Source organism: Sphaerotilus microaerophilus, from assembly GCF_023734135.1.
Taxonomy (GTDB): Bacteria; Pseudomonadota; Gammaproteobacteria; order Burkholderiales; family Burkholderiaceae_C; genus Sphaerotilus; species Sphaerotilus microaerophilus.
This window is the reverse complement of the sequence record NZ_AP025730.1, coordinates 5,701,530-5,727,562: the sequence shown is the minus strand read 5'-3', so window position 1 is coordinate 5,727,562 and position 26,033 is coordinate 5,701,530. Positions and strand designations below refer to the sequence as shown.

Sequence of the window (26,033 nt, the reverse complement as noted above, 5' to 3'; positions counted from 1 at the left end):
GGTTCAGGTCAGGTAGTGGTCCACCAGCAGCGCGGAGAACAGCGCGGCGAGGTACCAGATCGAGTACTTGAAGGTCGAGCGCGCCAACGCATCGCTGTAGTGGCGCAGCATGCGCACCGCGCGCAGCACGAACACACCGCTCAGGCCCGCAGCCGAGAGCAGGTACAGCGGCCCGCTCATGCCGAAGGCGTAGGGCAGCAGCGACACCACGAACAGGCCGATCGTGTAGCGCAGGATCATCTTGCGCGTGTACTCGGCGCCATGCGTCACCGGCAGCATCGGCAAACCGGCGCGGGCGTAATCCTGCGTGCGGTACAGGGCCAGCGACCAGAAGTGTGGCGGCGTCCAGACGAAGATGATCAGGAACAGCAGCATCGCCTCCACCGGCACCTGCCCGGTCACCGCGGCCCAGCCCAGCACCGGCGGCATGGCGCCGGAGGCGCCGCCGATCACGATGTTCTGCGGCGTGGCCGGCTTGAGCCAGACGGTGTAGATCAGCGCATAGCCGACGAAGGTGGCAAAGGTCAGCCACATCGTCAGCGGGTTGACGAAGCGGTGCAGCAGGAACAGCCCCACGCCGCCGACGATGAAGGCAAAGGTCACCGTCTGCATCGACGTCAGCGCGCCCGAGGGCAGCGGGCGCCGCCGCGTGCGCATCATCACGGCGTCGATGCGCTGCTCGATCAGGCAGTTCACCGCCGCGGCCGAGCCAGCGGTCAGGCCAATGCCGATGGTGGCGAAGAACACCACGTCCGGCGCCGGCAGGCCTGGCGTGGCCAGGAACATGCCGATCACCGCGCAGAACACCACCAGCGAAACCACGCGGGGCTTGGTCAACGCAACGAACTGGCTGACGACCCCCTTGTCGAGAACTACCGCGCTCATCGCCCCTCCTGCTGCTGCTGTGCGACTGGAATCCGTTGTGTTCGGTTGCCACCCGGGCCACGCCAGGCGGATGCCGCTCAGCGCGAAAGCGTGGCCACGTACTCGGCCACCGCGGCGATCTCGCTCGCGTTCAGCCGCCCGGCCACGTCCCGCATCACGTGGGCCTCGTCGTTGGCCCGCGTGCCGCCCTTGTAGGCGGTGAGCTGCGCAGCGGTGTAGGCCGGGTGCTGGCCGCCCAGTGCCGGCGCCAGCGTGGTGGGCGGCACCTTCATCGTCATCGCCCAGTCCGCCTTGCCAGCCCCCGTCATGCCATGGCAGCCCACGCAGGCTGGCACCACGTCGGGGCGGCCCTTGCCCTTGAGGTAGATCTTCTCGCCTGCGGCGAGCAGCTCCTTCTTCGTCACCGCGGCCTGGTTGGCCTTCTGGCTGGAGAAGAAGGCGGACAGATCGTCGATGTCCTGGTCCGACAGCGGCTGCGCCATCGGGCTCATCTGCTCGTTCTTGCGCCGTCCGGCCTTGAAGTCATGCAGTTGCTTGCGCAGGTACTGCGGTAGCTGCCCCGCGAGCTTGGGCCACATGTCGGCCAGGCTGTTGCCGTCCGGCCCGTGGCAAGCCATGCAGGCTGCAGCCTTGGCCTTGCCGGCCTCGGCGCTGCCGGCGCCCCAAGCACCGGACGTGCACACCGCTGCCGCGCTCACCACGCTGCCCCACACCCACCATCTGCTCGTGCCGACCATCGTCTCCGTCTCCTCGCCGGGGCCTCGCCCATTCGCGGCAAATCCTAATGGCAGCCTCCGAATCCCCGTTGCGTGTAAACCCGCGAGTGAAAACCCGGCCGTAAAAACCCGGATGAACTCATCCCCTTCGTGGCTTGTGCACAGCGCAAATCCATTGCTAGTATTTGTGCGAGGGCAAGGGTACGGTGCGTCGCTGATGCGCCGGGGTGTTGCCGCGAGCACATACACGACACTGAAAAGTGAAAACCAGCCGGTGGATGGCATTCCTCCGGCCAGGAGACGAGGAGACCGCATGTCACACGAGGTGGGTGCCGTTCACGGCGATCACGGCCATGGGGCGCACTGGGAATGGAGTATGTGGCCCGCCGTGGCCAGTCTTGGCATCCTGGCGCTGGCGCTGGCCTTCTCGTTCCATTTCGTCTATCACCAATCGTTTACCGCAGTGATCACGCTGGGTATTGGCGTGGTCATGGTGCTGGCCGGGGTGGCGGGGTGGACGAGCGAGGCCATGGGCCATGGCGAGGGGCTGTCCTTCGGCGCGATGGGGTGGTTCATCCTCGCCGAGGCGATGATCTTCGTCTCCTTCCTCGGCAGTTATTGGTTCCTGCGGCTCGGGGCCCCTTTCTGGCCACCTGAAAACACGCCCGAGATTCCAAAGGTCCTGCCGATCATCATGACCTTCGTGCTGGTGGGTTCGTCCTTCACGATGCACCACGCCGAGGCCCTGCTGCACCAGGGCAACCAGGCGGGTTTCCGCACCTGGCTGATCATCACGCTGGCGATGGGGGCGGCCTTCCTCGGCATGTCCGCCTACGAATGGAATCACCTGATCCACGGTGGATTCTCGATTTCGACCAACGTCTACGGCACCTTCTTCTTCTCGATCACGGGTTTCCACGGCGGTCACGTGATCGTTGGCCTGTCGATATTCCTGGCGGGTTTGCCAAGCGCATTGCGGGGCCAGGCGGAGCCGGGTTTCTGGCGCACGGCGGGCCTGTACTGGCACTTCGTCGACATCATCTGGTTCTTTGTCGTCTCCCAGATTTACTTCTGGTGAGCCGGGTATCACGGGTGCCACGGGTTTGAGGGTTGCTGCCGTCATGCGCTGGTTGTTCGCGGGTCTGATCGCCGTGCTGGCGGGCTGGGCGCATGCCGTGGGCAAGCCGCCGATGGAGAACCGCAGCAGCTTCGATCCGGCCATCATGCAGATCGACGAGGCCAAGCACCTCGGGCAGCGGCTCGCGCCCGACACGGCCTTTGTGGACGAGCAGGGGCGGCCTTTCACCTTCGGCCAACTGTCGGGCAAGCCCGTGATCCTGGTGCTGTCGTATTACGGCTGTGACGGCAGTTGCCCGACGATCAACCAGAACCTGGCGGCGGCGCTCAGTGGTGTGAAACGCTTTCGCGCCGGGCGGGATTACCAGATCCTGACGGTGTCCTTTGACCGCCAGGACACGGCGCAGACCGCGGGCACGTTTGTCCAGCAGATGCGCACGCGCCCCGGTGCCATTCCCGAAGGGTGGCGTTTTGCGGTGCTGCAGGACCGGGCCGATGAAGCGCCCAAGCGCTTTGCCGAGGCGGTGGGTTTCCAGTTTTTCTGGTCTCGCATCGACAAGACCTTCATGCATCCCAATGTGCTGGTCTTCCTGACCCCCGATGGCCGCGTGGCCCGCTATATCTATGGCACCCGCATGGATGCCCAAAACCTGGAGCTCGCGCTGATCGACGCCGACTGGGGCCGCATCAGTGAATCCGCATCGGCGGTTTTCGACATGATCACCGGCGCCTGCTTCAGCTACAACTTTTCCGAGGGCCGCTACCAGCCCAACTACGCCCTGCTGGCGGGAGTGGGGGCGCTGGCGTTCGGCGGCAGCCTGGTCGCTTGGGGGCTGCTCGGATACCGCAGACGATTCGCGAGGAGACCTGTGAATGCACACTGAAAACACCGCGCCCGGCGGGCGTGTGAGCGCCACCGCTGCGGCCTGGGCGGGCGGATGCGCCGCCTGGCTGGCAGCTGCGTCGGCGCTCGCCTACGAGCCCGCCAGTGCCGCGCCCGGGCGGATCAACGACCCGGCGGCCGGCTGGGACCACCTCTGGCATGAGGTGATCGTCGACATCACCATCATTGGCGTGATCTTCGCGTTGGTGATGGCCTGGTTTCTGTGGCGCTATCGGGCCCGCAAGCCCGGTGAAGTCGGCACGCAATCCAAGCTCAGTCCGGCGGCGGTGATCGGCTGGGCGGTGATCCCGACCTTCATCTTCATGGCCGACGACTTCTACCTCGCTGCCAACGGCTGGAAGCTCTGGAACGACTACCGCGACGTTCCCGCCGATCGCATGGAGGTGAAACTCGAATCGGGCATGTACAGCTGGGACTACACCTATGCCAACGGCGTGCGCACGCAGAACGTGCTGCGCGTGCCGGCCGGCAAGCCGGTGATGCTGCGCATGACCAGCCGGGATACCCTGCACAGCCATTTCATCCCGGATTTCCGCGTCAAGGAAGATTCGATGCCGGGCCGGGTGACCTACCTCTGGTTCTACCCGAAGGCGCCGGGCGAGCATGTGGTGTCCTGTGCCGAGTATTGCGGGGTGATGCATTCCTACATGGCGGGCAAGATCATCGTGATGCCCGAGGGCGAATTCAAGACCTGGCTGGACCAGGAGGTCGCCAAGCTGGCTCCCGCCGACAAGGCGGTGGACAAATCTGCTGAAAAGACAGCTGACAAACCGGCCAACCCGCCGGTCTGAGGTGGCGTGACGGACGCGACAGGAGTGGATTTGTGAGCTTCAATATCAAGGAATGGATCTTCACGACCGACCACAAGCGGGTTGGCGTGCTGTATCTCATCGGATCGATCGCTGCCTTTGGCGTGGCGGGCATCGCCGCCATGCTGATGCGCATCGAGTTGTCCACGCTGGGACCGACCATCACCACCAACCCGACGCAGTACAACGTCTGGTTGTATGCCCACGGGGCGGTGATGATCCTCGGGTTCCAGATACCGGCATTGACGGGTTTCTTCGCCAACTACTGCATCCCGCTGATGATCGGCGCGAAGGACGTGGCCTTCCCGCGTGTCAATGCGCTGTCGGTCTGGCTGTTCTATGTCGGCATCATCCTGGCGCTGCTGACCTTCGTGGTGCCGGATCCCCCGGATGTGATGTGGACGGGTTATCCGCCGTACTCGACGATCACCACCGGCAACACCGCGCTCTACAGTTTCACGGTATTGGTGCTGGGTTTCGCCTCGATCATCGGTGGGGTGAACTTCCTCACCACGGTGGCCTACATGCGCGCGCCGGGACTGAAGTGGAGCAACCTGAACATCTTCGTCTGGTGCACGCTGGGTGCCTTCGTGCTGCAGTTGATCTTCGTGCCCGTGCTGGGCACCGCGGTGACGCTGATCAGCTTCGACAAGTACCTGGGTACACATTTCTTTGACCCCTCGCGCGGCGGGGATGTGCTGACCTACCAGAACCTGTTCTGGTTCTACTCACACCCGGCGGTGTACGTGATCTTCCTGCCCTTCATCGGGGTGGTCTACGAGATCGTCGCCACCTTTGCGAAGAACCGCGTGTTCAACCACAAGGTGGTGCTCTGGGGCGGTATCGGCGGCATCGTGATCCTCTCCGGCGAGGTGTGGGTGCACCACCTCTACGTGTCCGGCATGGCCGACTGGATCCGCATCGGCCAGATGGTGACCACGCTGCTGATCTCCATCCCGGTGGGCCTGCTGGTGATCAGCTTGGCGGGCACGCTGTACAAGGGGTCGATCACCTTCGAGACACCGATGCTCTATGCCCTGGGCGTGCTCTTCCTGTTCCTGATTGGCGGGCTGACCGGGATTCCGCTGGCGCTGACTTCGCTGACGCTGCACCTGTCGGATACCTACTACGTGGTGGGCCATTTCCACTACGTGATGGCGGTGGCGGGCACGTTTGCGATCTTCGGGGGCGTGTACTACTGGTTCCCGAAGATCACCGGGCGCATGTACAACGAGCGCTGGGGCAAGATCGGCTTCTGGCTGACCTTCGTGGGCGTCAACATCGTCTTCTGGATCATGATGACGGTGGGCGTGAAGGGCATGCCGCGGCGCTACTACGACTACTCGGCCTTCCCGCAGTTCGAGAGCGCGCACCAGTGGATGACCCTCGGTGCCGCCATCCTGGGTGTGGGCTTCCTGATCGCGGTCGCGAACTGGATCATCGGTGCGATGAAGGGTGCCCCGGCAGGGGACAACCCCTGGCGCTCCCAGTCGCTGGAGTGGACCACCGTCTCGCCGCCGCCGCACGGCAACTGGCCGTCGCCGCCCAGCGTGGATCCGGACTGGACGCCGTATTCCTACGAGCGTCGCTGACCTGAGTGGCGTCGGGCAACCGGCGCCGTGTTGAATGAGCGGGGCGTCGGGTGGCGCCCCGTTGTCATTCCTGATGGAGATCCAGGCACATGACGACCGACCGAGTCCGCCGCACCCTGCTGTACGTGGGCGTGGGCGCCCTGCTGGCCGGCGCGGCGTTGACGCTGAAGGGGCTGCGCCGCAGCGGACCGGGCAGCGCGGAGCAGAACGCGGCGCAGGCCGGCTTGCGCAGCGTGACCGTGATCGACGATCCGCAGCCGCTGCCGGCCTTCGAGCTGGCGAGCCCGGCCGGGCCGCTGACACGCGACAGCCTGCGCGGGCGCTGGACCTTCCTTTTCTTCGGCTACACGCAGTGCCCGGACGTCTGCCCGACCGCACTGAGCCTGATGGCCGAGTTGCAGCGCCAGCTGGCGCCGCCGCAGCGGCCGGCGGTGCTGTTCGTGTCGGTGGACCCACAGCGCGACACGCACGAGTTGCTGGCCGCCTACGTGCCGGCCTTCGACGTCACCTTCCGCGGCGCCAGCGGCAGCGACGCGGCCCTCGCGGCCCTGGTGAAGCACCTGGGCGTGATGTACCAGCGCCACCCGCCCGCCCAGGCCGAGCACCCGGGCATCTACACCGTGGACCACACCGCGTCGATGTTCCTGATCGATCCGCAGGTGCGGCTGCGCGGGGTGTTCTCGCCGCCGCACGACCTGGCGGCGATGCGGGCGGACTACCTGCGCCTCACCGGCGCCTGAGCCTGGTCGGCGGGCGGCCAGGCTGTCAGGCCGCCGCCGGGCGGTTCTTCGCGGTCATCGAGCGCAGGCAGACCCACACGAACATCACGCCGCCGATCACTGCGATCAGCCCACCCAGGCCCATCATGCCCATGCCGATCTTCTGCGGCAGCGAGACGAGCACCTGCTCGGCGCCGGCCACCTTGCGCTGCACGCCGTAGCCGCCCGACCACGCGAGGCCGAGGATGTGCATCAGCTGCCCGCCGCCGTAGACCCAGGGCTGCCAGCGCGCCATGCGGCTGTCGGGGTCGGCAAAGCCCAGCTGAGGCAGCAGCAGGTAGACCACGCCCATGAAGCCCAGCGTCACGCCCACGATCGAGCCGTGGTAGTGGGCCGGCACGACGACGTTCACGCCACGGATCAGGAAGGCCAGCACCCCGCCGGTGACGAAGAGCAGCAGCGAGGCCAGCAGCGCGGACTTGAGCGGGCTGGGCGGGCGGCGCCACACGGCGGGCAGTGTCGCGGCGGCGGCCAGCAGCAGCGGCAGCATCGCCAGGTGGCCGTGCTCCATCAGCTTGGCGAAGGCGGTGAGCTGCTCGCCCGTGCCCACCGGCGTGAGCGGCAGGATCGCCAGCGCCGCCACCACCGGCAGCGCGGCCAGCCAGAACAGGCGCTGCGTCAGCACCGCCGTGAAGCGGGGCCGGCAGCCCAGCGCGTCGGCCAGCCAGAACCAGGCGACCAGCGCGAGCAGCGCATGCTGGAACTGCAGGATGTGGCCCGGCCCCCAGAACAGGAACTCGTAGTACGCGGTGCCGCTGCCTGCTGCGGATGAAGGCAGGGCCGCCCAGGTCCAGCCCAGCGCGCCCCAGGACAGCGCGCCGGCCACCGAAGCCAGCCAGACGCCGCGCTGCAGCGCTGCCGCGCCCGCGGGCAGCCCGGGGGCCGGTGCCCCCCAGCGCAGCGCCCGCAGGATCGTCAGGCCGAAGCCGGCGCCGACGATGCCCAGCCCGGTCAGGAAGGTGCCCTGCTCCAGCACCGGGATGTAGTTGTTCAGCAGCGGCTGCGCCTCGGGCAAAAAGGGCGACACCGCCATCACCGCCGTGCCCGCGCAGGCCAGTGCCCAGCCGGCCCAACCCCAGGCGACGCCGCTTGGCCCGGCCGCGAGGCTCCACAGCACGCCGGCAAAGGCCATGAACCAGATCAGCACCGACAGGTCCACATGCACCACCAGCGCAGCGCGGAACAGGTCGCGCAGCGGGAACACCGCGGCGATGCCCGGCGTGCGCGAGAGCACCAGCACGATGGCCAGCACGCCCGAGCCGATCAGCGCAGCCACGCCCAGCCAGAGGAAGGCGCGGGCGAGCTGCTGGCCCGGGCCGGGCTCGATGCGCAGGCGGAAGGCCGCGGGATCGGCCGCGGGGTCGGCGGCGGGGCCGGCGGAACGGGCAGAGGCGGCGAGGGCAGCAGGCGCAGCGGAGGTCAGGGCGTTCATCGGGCAGCGTGGCATCGGGCTGGGCGCATGCTACGGGGCCGGCCGGCGGCCTGACACCGTATCTCTGCCCATTGCCAGCGGCGGGCTCCTGATTCCTGCCTGTGGAGATCGGCCCGCCGGCAGGCTGATTCTCAGCCCTTGCCCCTCAGCCGGCCGGGCGCCGCCGCGTCATGTCGCGCATCGCGTCCAGCGAGATGCTGGTCTCGGCGGCCACCGGCACGCGGGGCTCGGGCTTGAGGGCGTGCCCGTAGATGATCTCGAAGGTCAGGTGCAGGCGCCCGTCCGCGCCGCGCAGGCCGTCGGCCAGGGCCTGCTCCAGGCGCTGGCGCCAGCGCGGGGTGCGCAGGCCGGCGTGGCGGGCCGGATCCGTGTTGGCGCCCAGCGTGCGCAGCTCGGCCAGCAGGGCAGTGGGGCTGTCCCAGGTGAGCGTGAGCGTCTCCATGTCCATCACCGGGTCGGCAAAGCCGGCGTGCACCAGGGCGTCGCCCAGATCGTGCATGTCGATCCAGGCGCTGGCCGGCGAGCCCCAGCCAGCGCGGGTGTAGAGGCCGCGCAGTTCACGCAGGGTGTCCGGGCCAAAGCAGGAGAACATCAGCAGGCCGTCCACCTGCAGCGCCGCGTGCCAGCGCTGCAGCAGGGCGGGCAGGTCGTTGGCCCAGTGCAGCCCCATGTTGGCCCACAGCAGGTCGCCGTGCGCGGACGCGACGCCGCCAGGGGCGCGGAGGGCCGGGCTGAACAGCCGCTTCAGCCAGCCGCTGGGCGCCGATGCCGGCAGCGGCTGGCCCTCGGCATCGAGCGCCACCAGCTCGGCCTGCGGGCAGTGCTGGCGCAACAGCTGGTCTGACCACGCCTGGCTGGCGCCCTGGTTCGTGATGCGGTCGCTGCCCCAGTCGAGGATGCGCCGGGGCGGGCGGCGCAGCAGCCCAAGGCGGTCGGCCATGCGGCGTGCCACCTCCTCGTGCAGCCAGGGCGCTGCGGCGCGGCGCAGGTGGCGCTGCAGCGCCGGGCCGTCGACGCGGGTCGGCGCCACGTCTCGGCGCAGGGCAGGGGTCGGGTCGTTGGGGGGTGTCGCCATGGTGGGCCGGCAGTATAGTGAGCCGACCATGGGTGGACTGACGGGCGAGGGCGAGCTGGCCGCAGCGCTGCGGCGCTGGCAGCGGCGGCTGGCCGCCAGTGCCTGTGCGGTCTGCGAGCGCTGGCAGGGCGAGCCGGTCTGCGCCGTCTGCCGCAGCCGCTTCGGCACCCCGGTGGCGCGCTGCCGCGGCTGTGCCATCGAGCTGCCCGGCGCGGCGGCCGAACTCTGCGGTGCGTGCATCCGCCACCCGCTGCCGCTGCAGGCCACCGTGGCCGCCTGGGCCTATGGCTATCCCTGGGACCAGCTGATCGCGCGCTTCAAGTTCCACGGCGCCGTCGAGCTGGCCGGCCCGCTGGCCGATGGCGTGGGCGCGGCGGTCGACGCGGGGCTCGACGCCGGCTGGCTCACCCTGCCCGAGCTGTTGCTGCCGGTGCCGCTGTCGGCGCGCCGCCTGCGTGAGCGCGGCTACAACCAGGCCTGGGAGCTGGCCCGCCGGCTCGGCCGCCGCTGGCGGCTGCCGGTCGAGCCGTTCTGGCTGGAGCGCGTGCGTGAGACGCCGCACCAGGCCGAGCTGACCCGCGCCGAACGCCTGCACAATCTCGCCGCCGCCTTCGCCGTGGCCCCCGAGGCCCGCCACCGGTTGGCCGGCCGGCGTGTGGCGCTGGTCGATGACGTGATGACCACCGGCAGCACGCTGGCCGAGGCGGCCGCCACGTTGCGACGCGCCGGCGTCGCCGAGGTCCAGGCCTGGGTGCTGGCGCGCACGCCCGACGACTGACTGTTTCCACCCCGCCCGCATGTTCCGCATCGTCCTGGTCCACCCCGAGATCCCGCCCAACACCGGCAACGTCATCCGCCTGGCGGCCAACACCGGTTGCGAGCTGCACCTGATCGAGCCGCTGGGCTTCTCGATGGACGACAAGCTGCTGCGCCGCGCCGGGCTGGACTACCACGAGTACGCGCCGGTGCAGCGCCACGCCAGCTGGACCGCCTTCGTCGAGCGCTGCGCGCCCGATCCGGCCCGCAGCTTCTGCTTCACCACCCGCGGCACCCGGGCGCCGGCCGATGTGGCCTGGCAGCCGGGTGACTGGCTGGTGTTCGGCAGCGAAACCGCCGGCCTGCCGCCCGAGCTGCGCAACACGTGGTTTGCGCCCGCCCAGCGCCTGCGCCTGCCGATGCGCCCTGACCAGCGCAGCCTGAACCTGAGCAACTCGGTGGCGGTGGCGGTGTTCGAGGCCTGGCGGCAGAACGGCTTCGCCGGGGCGGCCTGACGGACCGGCCAACGGAGCGCTGCCGGCCTGCTCCCGTCAGTCCGCCCGGCGGGCGTGCCGAAAGTCCCAGGGCGTGGTCGGGGCAGGAGCGCGCCACAGGCCCGTGCGCGTCCTGCGCGCCGCGTCTTCGGCCGCCGCGTAGGCGGTCTGGTCCTCGGGAGACTGATCCCGTTGGTAGGCCTTGTAGTGCCAGGCCATGCCGGCGCTGACCTGGGCCAGGCCGGCGTCCTGTTGCTGAACGAGCACCTTCCCCACCATCCGCCCGTAGCGGTCATGCGTCGACCACTCCACCACCACCTGCTTGCGCAAGACCAGGTCGGCCAAGTGCCGTTTCGCGCGATGGCCAAAGGGCTGGCTCTTCTCCGGGGCGTCGATGCCCGCGAGCCGGACCTTGTGCGCCGTCCTGGACGCATCCAGGACCGTCACCGTGTCCCCGTCGGACAGCCCGACCACCTTCCCTTCCAATCGGGCCGCCGAGGCGGCCGTGGCTGAGAACCAGGCAATCGCGAAGACCAGCAACGCGCCCCTCCACGATCGGGCTCGGTCAGGCGGGGCGGCATGAGGCATTGCGTTCTTGATCGTGGTCTTGAGTTGCAGGGGGGGGCCGCGCCCGGGGTGCTGGGCAAGGTGCCTGCTGAAGATATCGGAACGTGGCTCACCTCGGTCGGTGGTCCCCTCGAGACTGGGGCGTGCCTTTGCCGCGCTCACGCGGCGGGCGGCCCTTCGTGGCGGACCACCGCACCGTCGCGCAGCTCGATGTGCGTGTCCAGCGCCGCGGCGATCTCGGGGTTGTGCGTGGCCACCAGCACCAGGGCGGCGCGCTCGCGGGCCTGGGTGAGCAGCAGCTCGATCACGCGCTGGCCGTTGCGGCTGTCCAGGTTGCCGGTGGGTTCGTCGGCCAGCAGCACCGCCGGCTGGTTGACCAGGGCCCGCGCCACCGCGGCGCGCTGGCGCTCGCCGCCGGAGACCTGGGTCGGCAGGAAGTGCGCCCGCGCGGCCAGGTCCACCTGCGCCAGCATGTCGGCGGCCCGCTCGCGGCGCTCGGCACGGCCCAGGCCCAGCGCGATCATCGGCGCCTCGACGTTCTCCTGCAGCGTCATCGTCGGCACCATGTGGTGGAACTGGAAGACGAAGCCGACGCGTCTGGCGCGGAAGGCATGGGCGTTGCGCACCTGCGCCAGGTCCACGCCGCCCAGCAGGATGCGCCCGCGCGTGGGCCGGTCGAGCAGGCCGATCAGCGACAGCAGCGTGCTCTTGCCGCAGCCCGACGGCCCGGTCAGCGCCACGCTGCGGCCGGCCTCGGCGGTGAAGCTCACGTCGCGCAGCGCCTGCACGCCGCCGCCTTCGTAGTCACGGCACAGACCGTCGACGACCAGCATGGGGTGGGCCGGGGCGTTCATGGCGAAGCCTTCATGGCAAGTCGATCAGGGCGAGTTCTGTGTGGCCTTCACTCGTGGCGCAGCGCGTCCAGCGGCTGCATGCGCCACAGCACCGCCGCCGGCCAGAGCAGTGACAGCAGCCCGACCGCGGCGATCAGCGCGGCGGATTCGGCCACTTGCCCGGCGGACAGGCGCAGCGGCAGCCAGCCGAAGCCCACCGACTCCAGCCGATTGACGCCGTGCAGCAGCGCCAGCCCGAAGAGGTTGCCCAGCACGGTGCCCGCGGCGCAGAGCAGCAGGCTCTCGGCGGCCAGCATGCGCAGCACCAGCCAGGGCGTCCAGCCCACGGCCATCAGGATGCCGATCTCGCGGGTGCGCTCGGCCACCGCCATCATCAGCATGTTGGTCACCACCAGCGCGGTGCCCAGCAGGACCACCACGGCGATCGTGCCGACGAAGGCCTCGACGACGCGGAACAGCCGGATCGCGCCGGCGAACTCGGTGCCGGGGATGGCCCGCAGCGCTGGAAAGTCGCGTGCTACCTGGGCGATGACGCGCGCGGTGGCCTCGCGGTCTCCGGTGCTGACCAGCGCCAGGGTGTACTGGCCCTCGCTGCCCTCGGGCGCGAACAGGCGCTGCACCGGGCCGATCTCACCCATCATGCCGCCATCGAACAGCCGGCTGCCGGTGCGGTAGACGCCGGCGATGCGCCAGGACTCGCCGCCGATGGCCACGCTCTGCCCGGCGGCCAGGTTCAGGCGCTGCGCGGCGATCTCGCCCATCGTCACCTCGCGCTGCCCGGGCGTGAAGTGCCGGCCGGTGACCAGCGGCACGCGCTGCGCAAAGGCCGGCGTCACGCCCAGCACCATGGCGTAGGCGCTCCAGGGCTCGTTGAGCGTGCCCATCACCATCGGCAGCAGGGCGGCGCCATAGCGCGCCTGCAGCGACTGCATCTGCGCCTGGGTGAGCTTGGACGAGAAGGGCGAGGGCGCGCGCCGCTCGTGGATCACCACGTCGAAGTGGTAGGTGCCGATGGCGCTGGCGATCTGCTGGCGCAGGTCGGTCGTGATCGCGGTGGCGGCGGCGAAGAGGCCGACCCCCGCCGCGATGCCCAGCACCGTCATCAGGCTGCGCACGCGCGCGCGCAGCACATTGCGCCAGAAGATCATGGCTTGGCGTCCGTGGTCAGCGTCGTTGTCGCCTCACTGGCAGGCCGGCAGGCTGCTGTCGACCGCGCCGTCGACCATCAGCGTGGCCTGCAGCGTCGCACCCGGCACGACCGTGAGGACGGCCGTGCTGCTGCCACTGCCGCCGCTTCCGCTGCCGGTGAAGGTGATCGCGCCACCGGTGTACTTGCCGGTGGAGTCGGTGACGATCGGCGTGGTGGTGCTGAAGTCGAAGTACTCGCCGTTGGAGCGGTAGCCGCGAGCGCTGTAGCTCATCTGCGAGCCGCCGCTGGCGGTGTCGAAACTGGTCATCGTGAAGCCGGTCTGGCGCCGCACCTTGCCGGAGACGACGTTGGTCTGCTTCACCTCGGCGACCACCATGCGGTCCGGATTTGTGGCGGTCGGGTTGCCACCGGGCACGCCCACCGTGTAGGCCAGCCCGGTGAAGGCCAGCGTCTCGGAACTCACCGTCGTGCCGCCGGTCGTGCGCACCAGCGCATTGATGCCGCTGCTGCCGGTGTCCGCGGTGAACTTCGTCGAGATGGGCCCGGAGTCGGTGGGGGTGGCGGTGTTGACGAAGGACAGGCTGCCGCTGAGCACCTCCTCGTTGCCGGTGGTGCTGTCCACGGTGCAGTAGTCGCTGAAGGCCAGCGTGGCGGTGGTCACGCCGCTGGCGTGCGAGTAGCTGGTGTAGCCGTAGCGCCCGCCGTGGCCGACGCAGTTGCCCAGTACGTCGGCGGGCTGGGTGCTGGTCAGCGCCAGCGCACGCTTGCTGCCGGTGACTGCCGAAGTGGCCGAGGCGGTTGACGCCAGCGGCGTGCCCATCAGCCGGGCCTGGTGGCGCTGCTGGATCAGCGCAAGGGTGGTGTTCAGCAGCCGCGACCCGCCCGGGTTGGAACTGGTCGCGCTGGTCGTGGTCAGCGTTGTGTTGCTGCAGACGGGCAGGAAGGCGTTGGCGTCCGCCGCCGCCGCCCTGGCGCTGCTGCTGGTGATGGTGGTCTGGGTGGCGGGCGTGCTGTCATCGCTGCCGCTGCCGCCGCAGGACACCGCGAGCGCGGCCAAGCCGATCACGCTGAGACTGCCTCCGAACCAATGCAGGGGCCGGGATCCGTGGTGGGGTTGCCTTGTCATGTCGCGTACCTCTTTATCGCGAGACGATGGGTGCGCCGTGGACCGTGGCCTGACCGGGGCAGGGTGCCCGGAGTGACCTGCGCTCCTCGGCGGAATCAGTCTCTCGCCTGGAGGCGGGGCGACACTGCGCTGGATCAATCCGCGCGATGCCGTGGCCGGTATGGCCCCGTGCCTGAGGTGCGGGAACGCACCCGGTGTGAAAAAGTGGCGCTGCCTGGGTGGCGGTGCCGCGCGGGCAGGGGCCGCTCGGGGCCCGCTGCGTCAGTGTTCCGCGCGCGCCTCGCGCGTCATCAGCGCGGCCACGGCGGCGCGTGGGGCGAGTTCGCCGCGCAGCACCGCGACGACCGCCTCGGTGATCGGCATTTCGACGCCGAGCGTGCGGGCCCGGTTCAGCACCGTCTCGGCGCTGTAGACGCCCTCGGCGACGTGGCCGAGTTCGTGCAGGATCTGTTTGAGCGACACCCCGGCCGCCAGGCGCAGGCCGACGCGACGGTTGCGCGAGAGGTCGCCGGTGGCGGTGAGCACCAAGTCGCCCAGGCCGGACAGGCCCATGAAGGTCTCGGCCATCGCACCGAGTGCCAGCCCGAGGCGGGTCATCTCGGCCAGGCCGCGGGTGATCAGCGCAGCGCGGGCGTTCAGACCCAGCGCCATGCCGTCGGCGATGCCGGTGGCGATCGCCAGCACGTTCTTGACGGCGCCGCCCACCTCGACGCCGACCGGATCGGGCGAGGAGTAGACGCGCAGGCTGCCGCCGTGCAGGGCCTGCATGGCGGCCTGGCAGAGCGCCGCGTCGCGGCTGGCGGCCACCAGGGCGGTGGGTTGGCCGCGGGCCACCTCCTGCGCGAAGCTGGGGCCGGAGAGCACGCCGGTGCGCACCCGGGGGGCGGCCTGCAGGGCGATCTCATGGCCGAGCAGCCCGCTGCCGGCCTCGAAGCCCTTGCACAGCCACATCGCGGCGCTGCCCTCGGGCAGGCGCGCAAGCGTCTCGCGCAGCGCCGCCATCGGCGTGCCGATGATGAACAGGCCGCGCGCGCCAGGAGCGCCAGCGTGGGCCAGCGCGGCGTCCAGGTCGGCGGTGACGCGCAGCGCCGCTGGCAGGGCGATGCCAGGCAGGTAGCGCTGGTTCAGCCGCGTCGTGGCGATCGCCTCGGCCTGCGCCGCGTCACGCGCCCACAGCAGCGTGGGCTGGCGCGTGGCGGCCTGGGCTGCCAGTGCGGTGCCCCAGGCGCCGGCGCCGAGCACCGTGACGGGAACCGGCAGGTCGTCGAGCGGGCGCGTCATCGTGGCTCAGGCGCTTCTCGGGGACTGATTCCGGTCAGTTGGGCAGCTGGCCGCCTTGCTGCTGGGCCTGCTGCGCCTCGAACATGGCCTGGAAGTTCACTTCGGCCAGGTGCACCGGCGGGAAGCCGCCACGGGTGATCACGTCGGCCACCACGGCGCGCAGGTACGGGTAGACGATGCCCGGGCAGGCGATGCCCAGGATGGGCTGCATCTGGTCGTCCGGGATGTTGCGGATCTCGAAGATGCCGGCCTGCTTGGCCTCGCACAGGAACAGGGTGCGGTCGGTCAGCTTGGTGGTGACCGTGGCGGTCACGGCAACCTCATAGATGCCTTCGGCCACCGGCTGCACTTCGACGCCCAGGTTCACTTCCACCGCCGGCTGGCCCTGCTCGATCAGGATCTGCGGCGAGTTGGGCTGCTCCAGCGACAGGTCCTTCAGGTAGACGCGCTGGATCTGGAACACGGGTTGGGCTTGTTCGTCGGACATGGCTGGTGACTCGGTGATGGCTGGGGGCGGGGCACGAATCAGGAGGCTCGGGCCGCCGCGGCAGGGCCCGCGGACGGGCGCGGCGGATTATGGCAGGCACCCTGGCGGGGTCCGGGCGGTTGCGGACCCCGCACCATGGGGGCGTCAGGCGGCGGATTCAGGCTGGCGTGACGGGTTGGGCATCCAGTCCGTCCAGCCAGGCCAGCAGGGTGTCGCTGACGCGCTGCGGCGCCTCCAGCGTCAGCATGTGGCCGCATTCGGGCAGCTGCACCAGCCGGGCGCCGGGGATGGCCTCGGCCATCTCGCGGGCCTCGTCCGGCGGGGTCAGTGCGTCGGCCTCGCCCACCATCACCAGCGTCGGGCAGCCGATCGCGCCGAGGTGCGGCCGCAGGTCCGCCCGGGCCATCACGGCGCGGTTCTGTGCGATCAGCTGCGCGGCGCCGGCCCGGCGGATCATCTGGAAATAGGACTCCACCAGCGCCGCGTCGCCGGCATGGCGAGGGTGGAAGGCCGCCGGCAGGTTGGCGCGCAGCACCTCGTCCATGCGGCCGGCCTCGAAGCGCTTGATCGCCTCGCGCCGCAGGAACACCATCGCCGCCACGTCCGCCCGGGCCGAGCTGCCCAGCAGCGCCAGCGCGGCGACGCGTTCGCCCGCCTGGCGCAGCGCCTCCAGCGCCACCATGCCGCCCATCGAGCAGCCGATCAGCACCAGCGCGCCGCGGGTCTCGGCCAGCAGCTGTGCGGCCATCTCCGGCAGGCTGGCCGCCCGAGTGTGCACGTCGGTGACCTGTACACGTGCGGTGCCATAGCGCTCGCGCAGGGCCGCGGCCTGGTGTTCGAACAGGGCGGCATCGCAGGCCAGGCCGGGCAGCAGGACCAGGGTGGCGGAGGTGGCGGGGGCCGTCGTCATGCGCGCAAGGATAGCCCGCCGGGTTCGTCCGGCCGGACGCGTGCGGCTTCACCGCGAACGATGCCCGCCGCGCCGCGAGGTTGTGCCCAGGCTGAAACTTCGAGCGGCCGCGCGTCTCCATCGCTGTGGTTTACTCGAACACACCATGACCGAACTGATCGTCATCCGCCACGGCGAAACCGACTCCAACCGCGAGCACCGCTTCCAGGGCCAGCTGGACGTGCCGCTCAACGAGACCGGCCGCCTGCAGGCCGAGCGCCTGGCCGAGCGGTTGGCAGACGAGCCCGTGGATGCCGCCTGGGTCAGCGACCTGCAGCGGGCCCGCCAGACCGCCGCACCCTGGGCCACCCGCCGCGCCCTGGCGCTGCGGGCCGATGCCCGCTGGCGCGAGCAGTCCTTCGGCGAGATCGAGGGGATGAAGGTGCACACCCTGCACGTCGAGCATCCCGAGCTCTGGGCGCGCTGGGCCGAGCACGATGCCGACTTCGGCCTGCCCGGCGGCGAGAGCGCGCGGCAGTTCCACGCCCGCATCCTCGCCGCGCTGCAGGCCCTGGGCGAGGCGCACCCGCGCGAGCGCGTGCTGCTGGTCACCCACGGCGGCGTGCTGGACATGCTCTGGCGCACCGCCACTGGCGAGTCGCTGCACGGCCCGCGCCGCTGCGCCATCCCCAATGCCGGCATCAACCGGCTGCGCTGGGACGGGCACCGCCTGGAGATCGACGCCTGGGCCGACGACGCCCACCTCGCCGGCCTGCCGGCACAGCCCTCCACCGTGCCGCTGAGCGTGCGCCTGCGCGAGCTGGGTGCCGTCGGAGGGACCGAGGACGCCGAGCCGCCGGTGCCCTGAGGTTCGAGGGTGGGGCGTGCTGCCAGTTTCGGCGAGCCACAGGCCCCTGATCCGGGTGATTGGGGGCGGGCGCGTGCCAGTCGCCTGACAGAATGAAGGCCTTTTCCCTCTCGCCGCGGCACGGCCGCGTTCCCGGACCATGGCCGCTCTGTTTCCACGCTCGCCCCGCATCGCCCCGAGGACCCTGCTGCCGCTGGCTGCCGCGCTCGCGCTGCTGGCGGCGGTGCCGGCTCAGGCCCAGGCACCGTCCACAGCCGCCCCCAGCGCAGCCGAGACCGAGTTCTGGCGCTCGGCCGAGCGCATTGGCACGCCCGATGCATACCGTGCCTTCCTGTCGGCCTTTCCGAACGGGCTGTTTGCGCCGATGGCGCGCGCGGCGCTGGCCAAGGGTGAATCGGCCAGCCCGGTGGTGCTGCCGGGCACCGGTGCGGCGGCGCAGGGTACGGCTGCTGGCGCCGTTCCCGCGGTGTTGCCGAGCAGCCCGCTGGGCACGCTGGGCGTGGGTGGCCGGCTGCAGCCCTTTTCCCGCGAGGCCGAGAACAGCGGCATCGTGACCTTCCGCCTGGGCGACCGGTTTGCCGGCCCGGGCGCGCTGATGGTGGGCCGCTTCGGGGCCAAGAAGCAGTTGCTCCTTCCGGCGGGGGACTGGGTGGTGCTGGCGGCGGTGGACAACCGCTCAGCGCAGAACGTCAACTACATCAGCCACCAGATCCGCAGCGAGCCGGTGGATGTGGGCAGCGTGGTGTTCGGGCGCTTTGCCGGTTCGCGCCTGGTGACGCTGCTGCACTTCACGATGAACGGTCGCCAGGTGACGGTGCCCACCTGGAGCGATCTGGCGGGTTGCGAGGCGGGTGGCGCGCTGCGGCTGCGCTTCGAGAAGGGCCTGCAGCAGCGCACCCGTGACGAGTGCCTCGCCCTGCGCAGCAGCGCCGAGCCACTGGCCGGGACTGATCCGGCGCAGGCGGAGCTGCGGGGGGAGTTGCAGGCCAGCCTGGCGTCGCTGGGGGCCGTCGTGCGTGGGGCGGGGCTGACCAGCACGCTGAGCTTTGGCGACCGGACCTACGGCTACCTGGGGGTGAGCCGCATCGACTGGCCGGGGCACTGGCTGGGCGCGCCGGCCGACGACCCGCGCGCCTGGACGCCCGAGGCGCTGGCCGTGGCACCGGCGCAGCGCGCCTATGTCGACGCGCTGGTGGCCTGGGCGGCGGCCTACCGGGCGGCTGCGCGGGAGGGTTACTGGCGCGACCACCCCGGGCCGGAGCTGTCGCCCGGGGGCCAGGCCTCCGCGGGCCCGGTGCCGGCCGGGCTGGGGGAGTGGCCTGCGGGCGGCGTGGGGCGCTGAAAGAGCGGCGCTGAAACGCAACGACCCGCCGGGAGGGCGGGTCGTTTGGAGCGTTCGGATGCAGGGGCCGTGCGGGCCCCGCTGAACCGAACCTGGATCAGAACACCAGGATCAGGCCCAGGGCGTAGCCGGTGCCATCGACGCCGGTCTTCGCGTTGGCCTTGCCGGCCTCGAAGTAGGCGTAGGTGTTCTTCAGCACTTCCTTGTTCACGAAGAGCTCGTAGGCGCTGCCCTTGGTGTCGGAATTGCGGGCGTACTGGCCGCCCACGGTGATGCCGGCGCCGACCGGCACCGTCACGCCGGTGCTCAGGCCCTTGGCGTTCTTGCCGCCGTCGGCATAGCCCAGGGCGAACTTCGCGAAGCCGAAGTCATAGCCGGCGGACACCGACATGAAGTCCTCGCCACCGTCCACGCGCTTGCTCTCGTAGGCCACCGCGGCCGACAGCTTGTCGACGCCGTAGCTCACGCCCAGCGAGACGTTGTTCTTCGCACCGGCGACGTTGCCTTCGGGCACGAAGCCGGCTTGCACGCTCAGGCCGCCGAACTTCGGCGAGATGTACTGCAGCGAGCGCGACTGGCGGCCCGTGCCCCAGGTGGCCACGCCGGCCAGGCCGGGTGCGGACACGCCGTTGGAGGCGCCGTTCTGGTCGAAGCCGGCCATGGTCTGGAAGGGCACCGAGTCCTGGCGGCCCAGGCGCACTTCACCGAAGCCACCCGACACGCCGGCCCAGGCCTGGCGGTTGAAGAAGGCGCCGCCCGGATTCACGGCGCCGTCGCTGTTGATGCCGCCGGTTTCGAACTTGAAGTTCGCCTTCATGCCCGAACCGACGTCGAGGTTGCCCTTCACGCCCAGGCGGGTGGTGGAGTTGCCTTCGCCGGAGCCGTTGTCGCCACCGGAGTGGAAGTCGGCCTTCAGGCCAGCGGCATCAGAGGCCACGCTCTTGCCGTAGCTCATGTCGATCAGACCGTAGACGGACACCTGGGCCTGGGCGGCGCCGGCCAGCAGGGCAACGGCGGCGAAAACGAAAGTCTTCTTCATGGTGATCACCTGGAATCCTCGAACGAGGGTTGATGGGCGGAAACAACGACTTGCGGCTCGTTGCAAGGTGTGCGGCAGTGTAGGCGTGACAAACGCCCTGAAGCCAGCTCGGATGTTGTGTTTCGAAGACATGTCGTCTCCTGGACGAGACCACGCGCAGCAGATTGGCGACGGCCATACACCATCGGGCGGATGGATTGCGGCTGCGGGTCGGTGAGTTGTCGCGCGAGCACGACGCCTCGGGCGATGCGGTCAGCCGCCGGTGCTCAGGTGGTGGGCCAGCCAGTCGCACAGCGGGCTGGCCGGATCCTCGAAGCCGTGCAGGGCGCTGAAGTGGTTGCGCCCGGCTTGCACCGAGAGCACGCCCGGGTTGCCGGCGGTCTGCCAGGCATCGTGCATCAGCCGCGACTGGTGGGCGAACTCGTCGGACTCGTCACCGCCCCAGGTCAGCCAGAGCGGCGTGGTGCTGCGGCGCGTGCTGGCGAGAAAGGCCGGCGACTGGCGGCGGATCACGCCGTCGTCGAGCTGGATCATTGGCTGCAGGTAGCTGTAGCGCAGCGGATTCAGGTCATACAGGCCGCTGATGGCCAGCGCGGCGCGGAATGGGTCGGCCGGCAGGCCGTAGTCTTCGGCCCAGCGCGTCAGCAGCGCCATCGCGGTGAGGTGGCCGCCGGCCGAGTGTCCACCGATGGCCACGCGCTGCGCATCGCCGCCGTGGGCGCCGATGTGGCGCAGTACCCAGGCCAGGGCGGCGCGCACCTGGCGCACGATCTCGTCGATCGTCACCTGAGGGCACAGCGCGTAGTTCACCAGCACGGTGGTGATGCCGCGCCGCTGCAGGCCCAGCGCGATGCCGCTGAAGTCCCGCGACGACAGCGCGCGCCAGTAGCCGCCGTGCAGGAACACGAACACCGGTGCCGCCCCCGGGCCGGAGCCCTGCGCGGAGGGATCGGCCGGGAAGATGTCCAGCGTCTCGGCCAGCGTTGCTCCGTAGGGCAGGTCCAGCTGGTGGCGCAGCGTGGCGCGCGCCCGCTGGGCCGCCTCGGCGAAGTGGCGCAATTCGGCCGCGGCGTCGGCCACCTGCAGCGAGGGGTTGTAGGCCGCATCGATCTCGGCCTGGGTCTGGAAGTGGCGGTACAGCGCTGCTGGCATGGGCGGCTCCTGAAGTCGGCGGTTGGAAGCACTTCTCGCGCAACGTGCACATCGGCCATGCACATCAAGTGGGCATGGCCAGGCAGGCAAGCGCCGCCCGGGGATTCTGGCGGCCAGCCCCACGGTGTTCCAGTGCACTCAGGGTTGTCACGGATCACCGGGCCCGCCGGTCAACCGAACATGGATCGGCTCCGTTGTGACTGCGGATTTGCACGGATCCGATGAGGTCCGGAGTGTTGAGAAAAGTCAACAGTCGGCTGTGGTGGGTCGGTAACATGTTCAATGTCAGGACCCCATCGCGTGTCTGTGATCCAATGAGAATCCCTCGTCGGGTGGTCAGCGGTCCACAGTCCGTGACCCTGACGTCGGTTTTCGACAACAGCGTTTTGTTTGCCAGAGTCAGGAGTCCATCAATGACCATCCGCACCCTTTCCACCGCCCTGATCGCTTCCGTCTTCATGGTGTTTGGCGCCCAAGCCGCCGAAGGCACCCAGGACACCCCCGCGCCGAAGAAGGCCACCGCCGCCGAAAAGGCCGAGGCCCGTGCCAAGCGCCAGGCTGAAGTCAAGGACGCCAAGAAGAAGGGCGAACTGAAGGAAGTGCAGGAAGCCTCCCCGGCTCCCGCCGCCGCATCGAAGGTGAGCAAGGAAGAGGGCAAGGCCCAGACCGCCAAGCGCCGTGCCGAAGTCAAGGAAGCCGTCAAGAAGGGCGAGCTGCCGAAGACCAACGAAGGCATGTCGGGCATGTCCGGCGCGAAGTGAGTCCCTGCCGGGCGGGTCCCGGCGTGACGAAAGAGGCCACCTTGTCGGTGGCCTTTTTTCATGGGGTGCCCGTCAAGGGCGCATGACGGCCCTGGCGCTGTGGGGAGGGTCCAATTCCCCCCTTCACTCCCAGCCCAGCGCGGCCAGTTCGTTGGCAAGGATCGGCATGTCGCGCCACAGGCCCTTCAGCCCGGCCTTGGCGATCGTGATCCAGGTGGGTTGGTAGAGGTAGGCGGCCACCACGTCGTCGGCCACCAGGCGCTGCGCCTGGGCCAGCAGGGCGTGGCGGCGCGTGGTGTCGGCGGTGGCGTTGATCTGCGCCCACAGGGCGTTGAACTTTGCCGAGTCGTAGTTCCAGTAGTAGCCCGGCCGGGCGAAGTTGCCGAAGTCCAGCGGCTCGACGTGGGAGATCAGCGTCAGGTCGTAGGCACGGTCCTTGTAGACGCCGGACAGCCACTGCGCCCATTCGACGCTTTCGAGCTTCGCGGTGATGCCGACCTTGGCCAGCTGCGCCGCGATCACCTCGCCCCCCTGGCGGGCGTAGGGCGTGGGTGGCAGCTTCATCGTCAGCTCCAGCGGCGCGGTGATGCCGGCCTCCTTCAGCAGGGCGCGGGCGCGCGGCGGGTCGTAGGCGTTCACCGCGGTGAGGTCGACGTAGCCGGGTGCCCCGGGCACGTAGAAGCTGCCGATGGGCATGCCATAGCCATCGGCCGCGCCGTCGATGACGGCCCGGCGGTCGATGGCTGAGGCGATGGCGCGGCGCACCCGCACATCGTCGAGCGGCCGGCGGCGATTGTTGATCGCCAGGATCGTCTTGGCGCGCGAGCCGCTGACGATGACCTGGTAGCGGCGGTCGGACTTGAACTGTTCCAGCGCGCGGCCGGCGGCCACCCGCGGGAAGGCGTCCACGTCGCCCGACAGCAGTGCGGCGATCTGCGCCGCCGCGTCGCCGATGAAGCGCAGGGTGACCCGCGCCAGCGCCACCTGCTTCGCATCGCGGTGCTCGGCCCAGCGGGCCAGCGTGATGCTGGACCCCTTGGTCCAGCGCTCCAGCCGGTAGGGGCCGGTGCCCACCGGCTGGGTGGCGTTGCCGGCGACGCTTTTGGGCTCGACGATCACCGCGGTGGCCTGGCCGAGCTGGAACAGCAGGTCCGGGTTCGGGTTCTTCAGCGTCAGCACCAGGGTGCGGTCGTCGGTGGCGCGGAGGTTGAACAGGTTGGTGAAGACGGCGCGGTCCTTGTTCAGGCTGCCCTCGGCGGCGGCGCGCTCGTAGCTGAACTTCACCGCCGTGGCGTTGCAGGGCTCGCCGTTGTGGAAGCGCAGGCCCGGGCGCAGCTTGAACGCCCAGGTCTTGTTGTCGGGCGTGACGGTCCAGGACTCGGCCAGCAGCGGCGCGATGCTGCCATCGCCGCGGATCTTCGTCAGCGTCTCGAAGACGTTGTAGAGCACCACCTCGGCGATGGCCGAGGACGCCCCCGCGGTCGGGTCCAGGCCGGGCGGCTCCAGCGTCATGCCCAGCACGGCGCTGTCGCGGCGGATGCGCGCCTGGGCGAACACCGTCGCGGGATGCGTCAGGGCCCCAGCCAGGGTGGCGCTGCCGAGGTTGGCCAGGAGGTGGCGTCGTTGCATGGCGGGCTCCGGGTCGAGAGGAAGGGTGGGCGGTAAGTGTGACAAACGCCGCGATCGTAGTGTCTGCCGGGTGCACCGGCGATGCGGGTGATGCCGGCGGGGGCGGCACCCGTCCCGCCCGATGCGCAGCCCGATGGGTCGCCCGCAGTCCCCTCGGCCGCGTCCCGGTCGCCCCGCGGTCTGCCTCGGATTGCGCAACTTCGCTCGGAATCCCCGTGAGCGGGGGGGCGCCCGGCTGTGCCGGCGCTGCCTGCACGGTTAGGCTTGCGCGCCTTGCATCGAGGGTGGCGCGGGGCCCCCCTTCGGCGCACGTGGCCGGCATTGCATTCCTGGAGGTACGCGCAGTGAACTTGTACGAGCTGACCCGCAGCATCATCGACAGCATTCCCGAGCAGCAGCGCTTCTCGTCCCAGGACGAGGTGCTGCTGATGCAGTTCAAGGCGCCGCTGCTCGCCCTGGAAGACGAACTGGTCAAGGGCTTCTACGACGAGATCGAGGCCAACCCCAAGATCAACGCCCTGCTGGGTGACGGCGCGCGCGCGCAGCGCGAGGCGACCCTGCGCCGCTGGTGGCAGCGCACCCTGGCCGGCCCGATCGACGACAAGTACTGGGCCTGGCAGGCCCTGGTGGGCGTCGTGCACATCAAGGTGGGCGTGAAGAACCCCATGATGATGGGCATGTGGAACTGGATCCTGACGCGCCTGCGCGAGCGCGTCACCGCCGACGTGGTGGGCAGCGCCGAGACGGCGGCCCAGGTGATGGCCTGCGTCGAGCGGCTGGCGCTGACCACCCAGGCGATCACCGCGGAGAGCTTCCTGCTCAACTACCTGGAAACCGTCATCCGCCTGACCGGCTTCAAGCCGGCGCTGCTGGAGCGCATGTTCAAGACCGAGATCAACCTGGTGCTGGCCGAAGCGCGCGAGCAGCTGGGCGAGAACATCTGATCACGGACCGGGGAGGGCCTCGGTGCGACACTCCCCGTTGGCCCGCACCGGCGGTGCGGGCCGACTTGAGAGGAGTGTCATGGGACTGATTTCCGGCCTGATGGGCAATGCGGCCTCGGCCGACCTGGGCAAGCTGCGCGAGCAGTACAGCCAGCTGTTCGCCGAGGGCGAGACGCTGGAGGCGGGCTTCGTGGTGATCCGCGAGACCTTCCTGTTCACCAACCGCCGGCTGATCCTGGTCGACGTGCAAGGGGTGACCGGCTCCAAGGTGGCCTACCTCTCGATCCCCTACGGCAAGATCACCAAGTACAGCGTCGAGACGGCCGGCATGTTCGAGCTGGATGCCGACCTGAAGATCTGGGTGGGCAGCGATCCCGAGCCGATCGCCTGCCGCTTCAGCCGCCAGGTGGACGTCTACGCGCTGCAGCGGGTGCTGGCGCAGCACGCCTGATCGTTCCTGTGCCAGGCAGGCGTCAGGCCATGCCTGGCAGCGCGTCCAGAAAACGGGCGCGGTAGATCAGCCGCGGCGCGGCGGGGTCGTCGATGAAGGCGCTGCGGTCATGCAGTACGTTGGCGGCCACCAGCCCCCAGCCCGGCTGCAGGCGGGCCTGCAGCACCGGGGTGGCCGAGTCGGCCAGGATCTCGCGCAGGGCCTGAGCGGCGGCGCGGGTGCTGTCGTCGTCACGCCAGTCGATGCTCACGCTGCGCGCCGTGTAGCGCATGTGCAGCGCGCCGTCCGCGCGCACGCTCAGCACCGGGCCGGTCTGGCGGGGGCGCTCGCTGCCATCGGCCTCGACGCGCGGCGGGATGCTCATCGCCTCGGGGTGGAACAGCGCGGCGGCCAGGGCGGCTTCACGCTGCATCAGCAGCGCCGCGGCCAGGGCGTGGTCGAGCAGCCGGTTCGCCCCACCGCTGGCGGCCGGGCGCACGCAGTGCAGCAGCAGGGCGTGCACCTGGCGGTCGCCGGGGTTGTAGTAGCCGTCGGTGTGCCAGCCAAGCGCCCGGTTGGTGTAGGGGATGTAGTCCATCCCGGCGGCGATGCCCGGCTGCACCTGCAGGTGGCTGATGCCCTCGTCGTCGGCCAGCCAGTTGCTGTCCAGCCGCTGCAGGCCGAGGTGCCTGGCCAACTGCCGCGGCAGGGTGGGGTCGGCGTCCAGCCGCGTGCTGGCATAGATCGCCATGCCGCTGCGCCGCAGGCGATCAGTCAGTGCCCCCTGCTCGGCCGCCGTGGGCTGGTGTGGGTCACGCAACTCAACGACGAGCGCCTCGGCGCTGCGCGGGTAGTGCCGCAGCCGGTGCTCCAGCCAGCGCGCCAGCCGCTCGGGCCGCGGGCCGGTGGCGTCCCAGGGAGCGGGCGGTGCCGCATCGGCGGCCGATGTCGTGGCGTGAAATGGGGTGGCCAGGGTGGCGGCGGCGTTCATCTGG

The 26,033-nt window shown here is 70.1% G+C and carries 27 protein-coding genes; 12 read left to right on the top strand and 15 right to left on the bottom strand.

What is annotated here, in order from left to right; translation table 11 throughout:
- Positions 1 to 3 precede the first annotated feature (3 nt).
- Together cyoE and NGK70_RS24855 are read right to left on the bottom strand one after the other, a co-directional pair.
- On the bottom strand, positions 4 to 885 hold the full coding sequence (gene cyoE, locus NGK70_RS24860; RefSeq protein WP_251971114.1) for a heme o synthase: 882 nt from the start codon (positions 883 to 885) through the stop codon (positions 4 to 6).
- Between the two features lie 77 nt (positions 886 to 962).
- A complete protein-coding gene (locus NGK70_RS24855) occupies positions 963 to 1,622 on the bottom strand; it encodes a c-type cytochrome (protein WP_251971113.1) in 660 nt (219 codons plus the stop codon).
- A 292-nt stretch (positions 1,623 to 1,914) separates the two neighbouring features.
- On the opposite strand from NGK70_RS24855, the gene NGK70_RS24850 reads away from it, so the two are divergent.
- From NGK70_RS24850 to NGK70_RS24830, 5 genes are all read left to right on the top strand, one after another.
- Positions 1,915 to 2,679, top strand: coding sequence for a cytochrome c oxidase subunit 3 (locus tag NGK70_RS24850; protein WP_251971112.1), 765 nt, complete (start codon positions 1,915 to 1,917; stop codon positions 2,677 to 2,679).
- Between the two features lie 43 nt (positions 2,680 to 2,722).
- Complete coding sequence (locus NGK70_RS24845; RefSeq protein WP_251971111.1) at positions 2,723 to 3,562, top strand: SCO family protein; 840 nt, start codon at positions 2,723 to 2,725, stop codon at positions 3,560 to 3,562.
- Positions 3,552 to 4,373 carry a cytochrome c oxidase subunit II gene (locus tag NGK70_RS24840; RefSeq protein WP_251971110.1) on the top strand — a complete coding sequence of 274 codons (822 nt, stop codon included), beginning with the start codon at positions 3,552 to 3,554 and terminating at the stop codon, positions 4,371 to 4,373. Before NGK70_RS24845 ends, NGK70_RS24840 begins: the two co-directional genes overlap by 11 nt.
- Before the next feature lie 32 nt (positions 4,374 to 4,405).
- Entirely contained in the window at positions 4,406 to 5,983 is a 1,578-nt protein-coding gene (locus tag NGK70_RS24835) for a cytochrome c oxidase subunit I (protein WP_251971109.1), read from the top strand.
- Positions 5,984 to 6,072: 89 nt separating this feature from the next.
- A complete protein-coding gene (locus tag NGK70_RS24830) occupies positions 6,073 to 6,723 on the top strand; it encodes an SCO family protein (RefSeq protein WP_251971108.1) in 651 nt (216 codons plus the stop codon).
- A gap of 25 nt (positions 6,724 to 6,748) precedes the next feature.
- Here the strand turns inward: NGK70_RS24830 and NGK70_RS24825 are convergent, their stop codons facing one another.
- A complete protein-coding gene (locus NGK70_RS24825) occupies positions 6,749 to 8,194 on the bottom strand; it encodes a cbb3-type cytochrome c oxidase subunit I (RefSeq protein WP_251971107.1) in 1,446 nt (481 codons plus the stop codon).
- A gap of 145 nt (positions 8,195 to 8,339) precedes the next feature.
- A complete protein-coding gene (locus NGK70_RS24820; RefSeq protein ID WP_251971106.1) occupies positions 8,340 to 9,269 on the bottom strand; it encodes a methyltransferase domain-containing protein in 930 nt (309 codons plus the stop codon).
- A gap of 28 nt (positions 9,270 to 9,297) precedes the next feature.
- Between NGK70_RS24820 and NGK70_RS24815 the strand changes: the two genes are divergently transcribed.
- Together NGK70_RS24815 and NGK70_RS24810 are read left to right on the top strand one after the other, a co-directional pair.
- Positions 9,298 to 10,047 carry a ComF family protein gene (locus NGK70_RS24815; protein WP_251971105.1) on the top strand — a complete coding sequence of 250 codons (750 nt, stop codon included), beginning with the start codon at positions 9,298 to 9,300 and terminating at the stop codon, positions 10,045 to 10,047.
- A 19-nt stretch (positions 10,048 to 10,066) separates the two neighbouring features.
- A complete protein-coding gene (locus NGK70_RS24810; RefSeq protein ID WP_251971104.1) occupies positions 10,067 to 10,540 on the top strand; it encodes a tRNA (cytidine(34)-2'-O)-methyltransferase in 474 nt (157 codons plus the stop codon).
- A gap of 36 nt (positions 10,541 to 10,576) precedes the next feature.
- On the opposite strand, the gene NGK70_RS24805 is transcribed toward NGK70_RS24810, so the two are convergent.
- From NGK70_RS24805 to NGK70_RS24775, 7 genes are all read right to left on the bottom strand, one after another.
- Positions 10,577 to 11,059 (bottom strand): thermonuclease family protein, encoded by a 483-nt coding sequence (locus tag NGK70_RS24805; RefSeq protein WP_251971103.1) that lies wholly within the window; start codon positions 11,057 to 11,059, stop codon positions 10,577 to 10,579.
- 185 nt (positions 11,060 to 11,244) lie between these two features.
- Entirely contained in the window at positions 11,245 to 11,940 is a 696-nt protein-coding gene (locus NGK70_RS24800) for an ABC transporter ATP-binding protein (protein ID WP_251971102.1), read from the bottom strand.
- 47 nt (positions 11,941 to 11,987) lie between these two features.
- Positions 11,988 to 13,088 (bottom strand): ABC transporter permease, encoded by a 1,101-nt coding sequence (locus NGK70_RS24795; RefSeq protein WP_251971101.1) that lies wholly within the window; start codon positions 13,086 to 13,088, stop codon positions 11,988 to 11,990.
- Positions 13,089 to 13,121: 33 nt separating this feature from the next.
- Positions 13,122 to 14,156 carry a hypothetical protein gene (locus NGK70_RS24790; RefSeq protein WP_251971100.1) on the bottom strand — a complete coding sequence of 345 codons (1,035 nt, stop codon included), beginning with the start codon at positions 14,154 to 14,156 and terminating at the stop codon, positions 13,122 to 13,124.
- A 321-nt stretch (positions 14,157 to 14,477) separates the two neighbouring features.
- The gene (locus NGK70_RS24785; protein WP_251971099.1) at positions 14,478 to 15,497 is read right to left on the bottom strand and encodes an NAD(P)H-dependent glycerol-3-phosphate dehydrogenase; all 1,020 of its coding nucleotides are present in this window, start codon (positions 15,495 to 15,497) and stop codon (positions 14,478 to 14,480) included.
- A 34-nt stretch (positions 15,498 to 15,531) separates the two neighbouring features.
- Positions 15,532 to 15,984 carry a protein-export chaperone SecB gene (secB, locus tag NGK70_RS24780; protein WP_251971098.1) on the bottom strand — a complete coding sequence of 151 codons (453 nt, stop codon included), beginning with the start codon at positions 15,982 to 15,984 and terminating at the stop codon, positions 15,532 to 15,534.
- Positions 15,985 to 16,141: 157 nt separating this feature from the next.
- On the bottom strand, positions 16,142 to 16,894 hold the full coding sequence (locus tag NGK70_RS24775; RefSeq protein WP_251971097.1) for an alpha/beta fold hydrolase: 753 nt from the start codon (positions 16,892 to 16,894) through the stop codon (positions 16,142 to 16,144).
- A gap of 145 nt (positions 16,895 to 17,039) precedes the next feature.
- Between NGK70_RS24775 and NGK70_RS24770 the strand changes: the two genes are divergently transcribed.
- Together NGK70_RS24770 and NGK70_RS24765 are read left to right on the top strand one after the other, a co-directional pair.
- Positions 17,040 to 17,741 carry a histidine phosphatase family protein gene (locus NGK70_RS24770; protein ID WP_251971096.1) on the top strand — a complete coding sequence of 234 codons (702 nt, stop codon included), beginning with the start codon at positions 17,040 to 17,042 and terminating at the stop codon, positions 17,739 to 17,741.
- A 139-nt stretch (positions 17,742 to 17,880) separates the two neighbouring features.
- Positions 17,881 to 19,083, top strand: a complete 1,203-nt coding sequence (locus NGK70_RS24765; RefSeq protein WP_251971095.1) for a hypothetical protein — start codon at positions 17,881 to 17,883, stop codon at positions 19,081 to 19,083.
- Positions 19,084 to 19,180: 97 nt separating this feature from the next.
- Here the strand turns inward: NGK70_RS24765 and NGK70_RS24760 are convergent, their stop codons facing one another.
- Both NGK70_RS24760 and NGK70_RS24755 read right to left on the bottom strand, forming a co-directional pair.
- The gene (locus tag NGK70_RS24760) at positions 19,181 to 20,122 is read right to left on the bottom strand and encodes a porin (protein ID WP_251971094.1); all 942 of its coding nucleotides are present in this window, start codon (positions 20,120 to 20,122) and stop codon (positions 19,181 to 19,183) included.
- Positions 20,123 to 20,374: 252 nt separating this feature from the next.
- Positions 20,375 to 21,274, bottom strand: coding sequence for an alpha/beta hydrolase (locus tag NGK70_RS24755; protein WP_251971093.1), 900 nt, complete (start codon positions 21,272 to 21,274; stop codon positions 20,375 to 20,377).
- 413 nt (positions 21,275 to 21,687) lie between these two features.
- Here NGK70_RS24755 and NGK70_RS24750 point away from each other — a divergent pair, with 413 nt between their 5' ends.
- Complete coding sequence (locus NGK70_RS24750; protein WP_251971092.1) at positions 21,688 to 22,035, top strand: hypothetical protein; 348 nt, start codon at positions 21,688 to 21,690, stop codon at positions 22,033 to 22,035.
- Positions 22,036 to 22,158: 123 nt separating this feature from the next.
- Here the strand turns inward: NGK70_RS24750 and NGK70_RS24745 are convergent, their stop codons facing one another.
- A complete protein-coding gene (locus tag NGK70_RS24745; RefSeq protein WP_251971091.1) occupies positions 22,159 to 23,664 on the bottom strand; it encodes an ABC transporter substrate-binding protein in 1,506 nt (501 codons plus the stop codon).
- Positions 23,665 to 24,008: 344 nt separating this feature from the next.
- On the opposite strand from NGK70_RS24745, the gene NGK70_RS24740 reads away from it, so the two are divergent.
- Both NGK70_RS24740 and NGK70_RS24735 read left to right on the top strand, forming a co-directional pair.
- Positions 24,009 to 24,608: a protoglobin domain-containing protein gene (locus tag NGK70_RS24740; RefSeq protein WP_251971090.1), complete on the top strand. Its 600-nt coding sequence runs from the start codon at positions 24,009 to 24,011 to the stop codon at positions 24,606 to 24,608.
- Positions 24,609 to 24,687: 79 nt separating this feature from the next.
- Positions 24,688 to 25,059, top strand: a complete 372-nt coding sequence (locus NGK70_RS24735) for a PH domain-containing protein (protein WP_251971089.1) — start codon at positions 24,688 to 24,690, stop codon at positions 25,057 to 25,059.
- A gap of 22 nt (positions 25,060 to 25,081) precedes the next feature.
- Here the strand turns inward: NGK70_RS24735 and NGK70_RS24730 are convergent, their stop codons facing one another.
- Positions 25,082 to 26,029: a TauD/TfdA family dioxygenase gene (locus tag NGK70_RS24730; RefSeq protein WP_251971088.1), complete on the bottom strand. Its 948-nt coding sequence runs from the start codon at positions 26,027 to 26,029 to the stop codon at positions 25,082 to 25,084.
- Positions 26,030 to 26,033 lie beyond the last annotated feature (4 nt).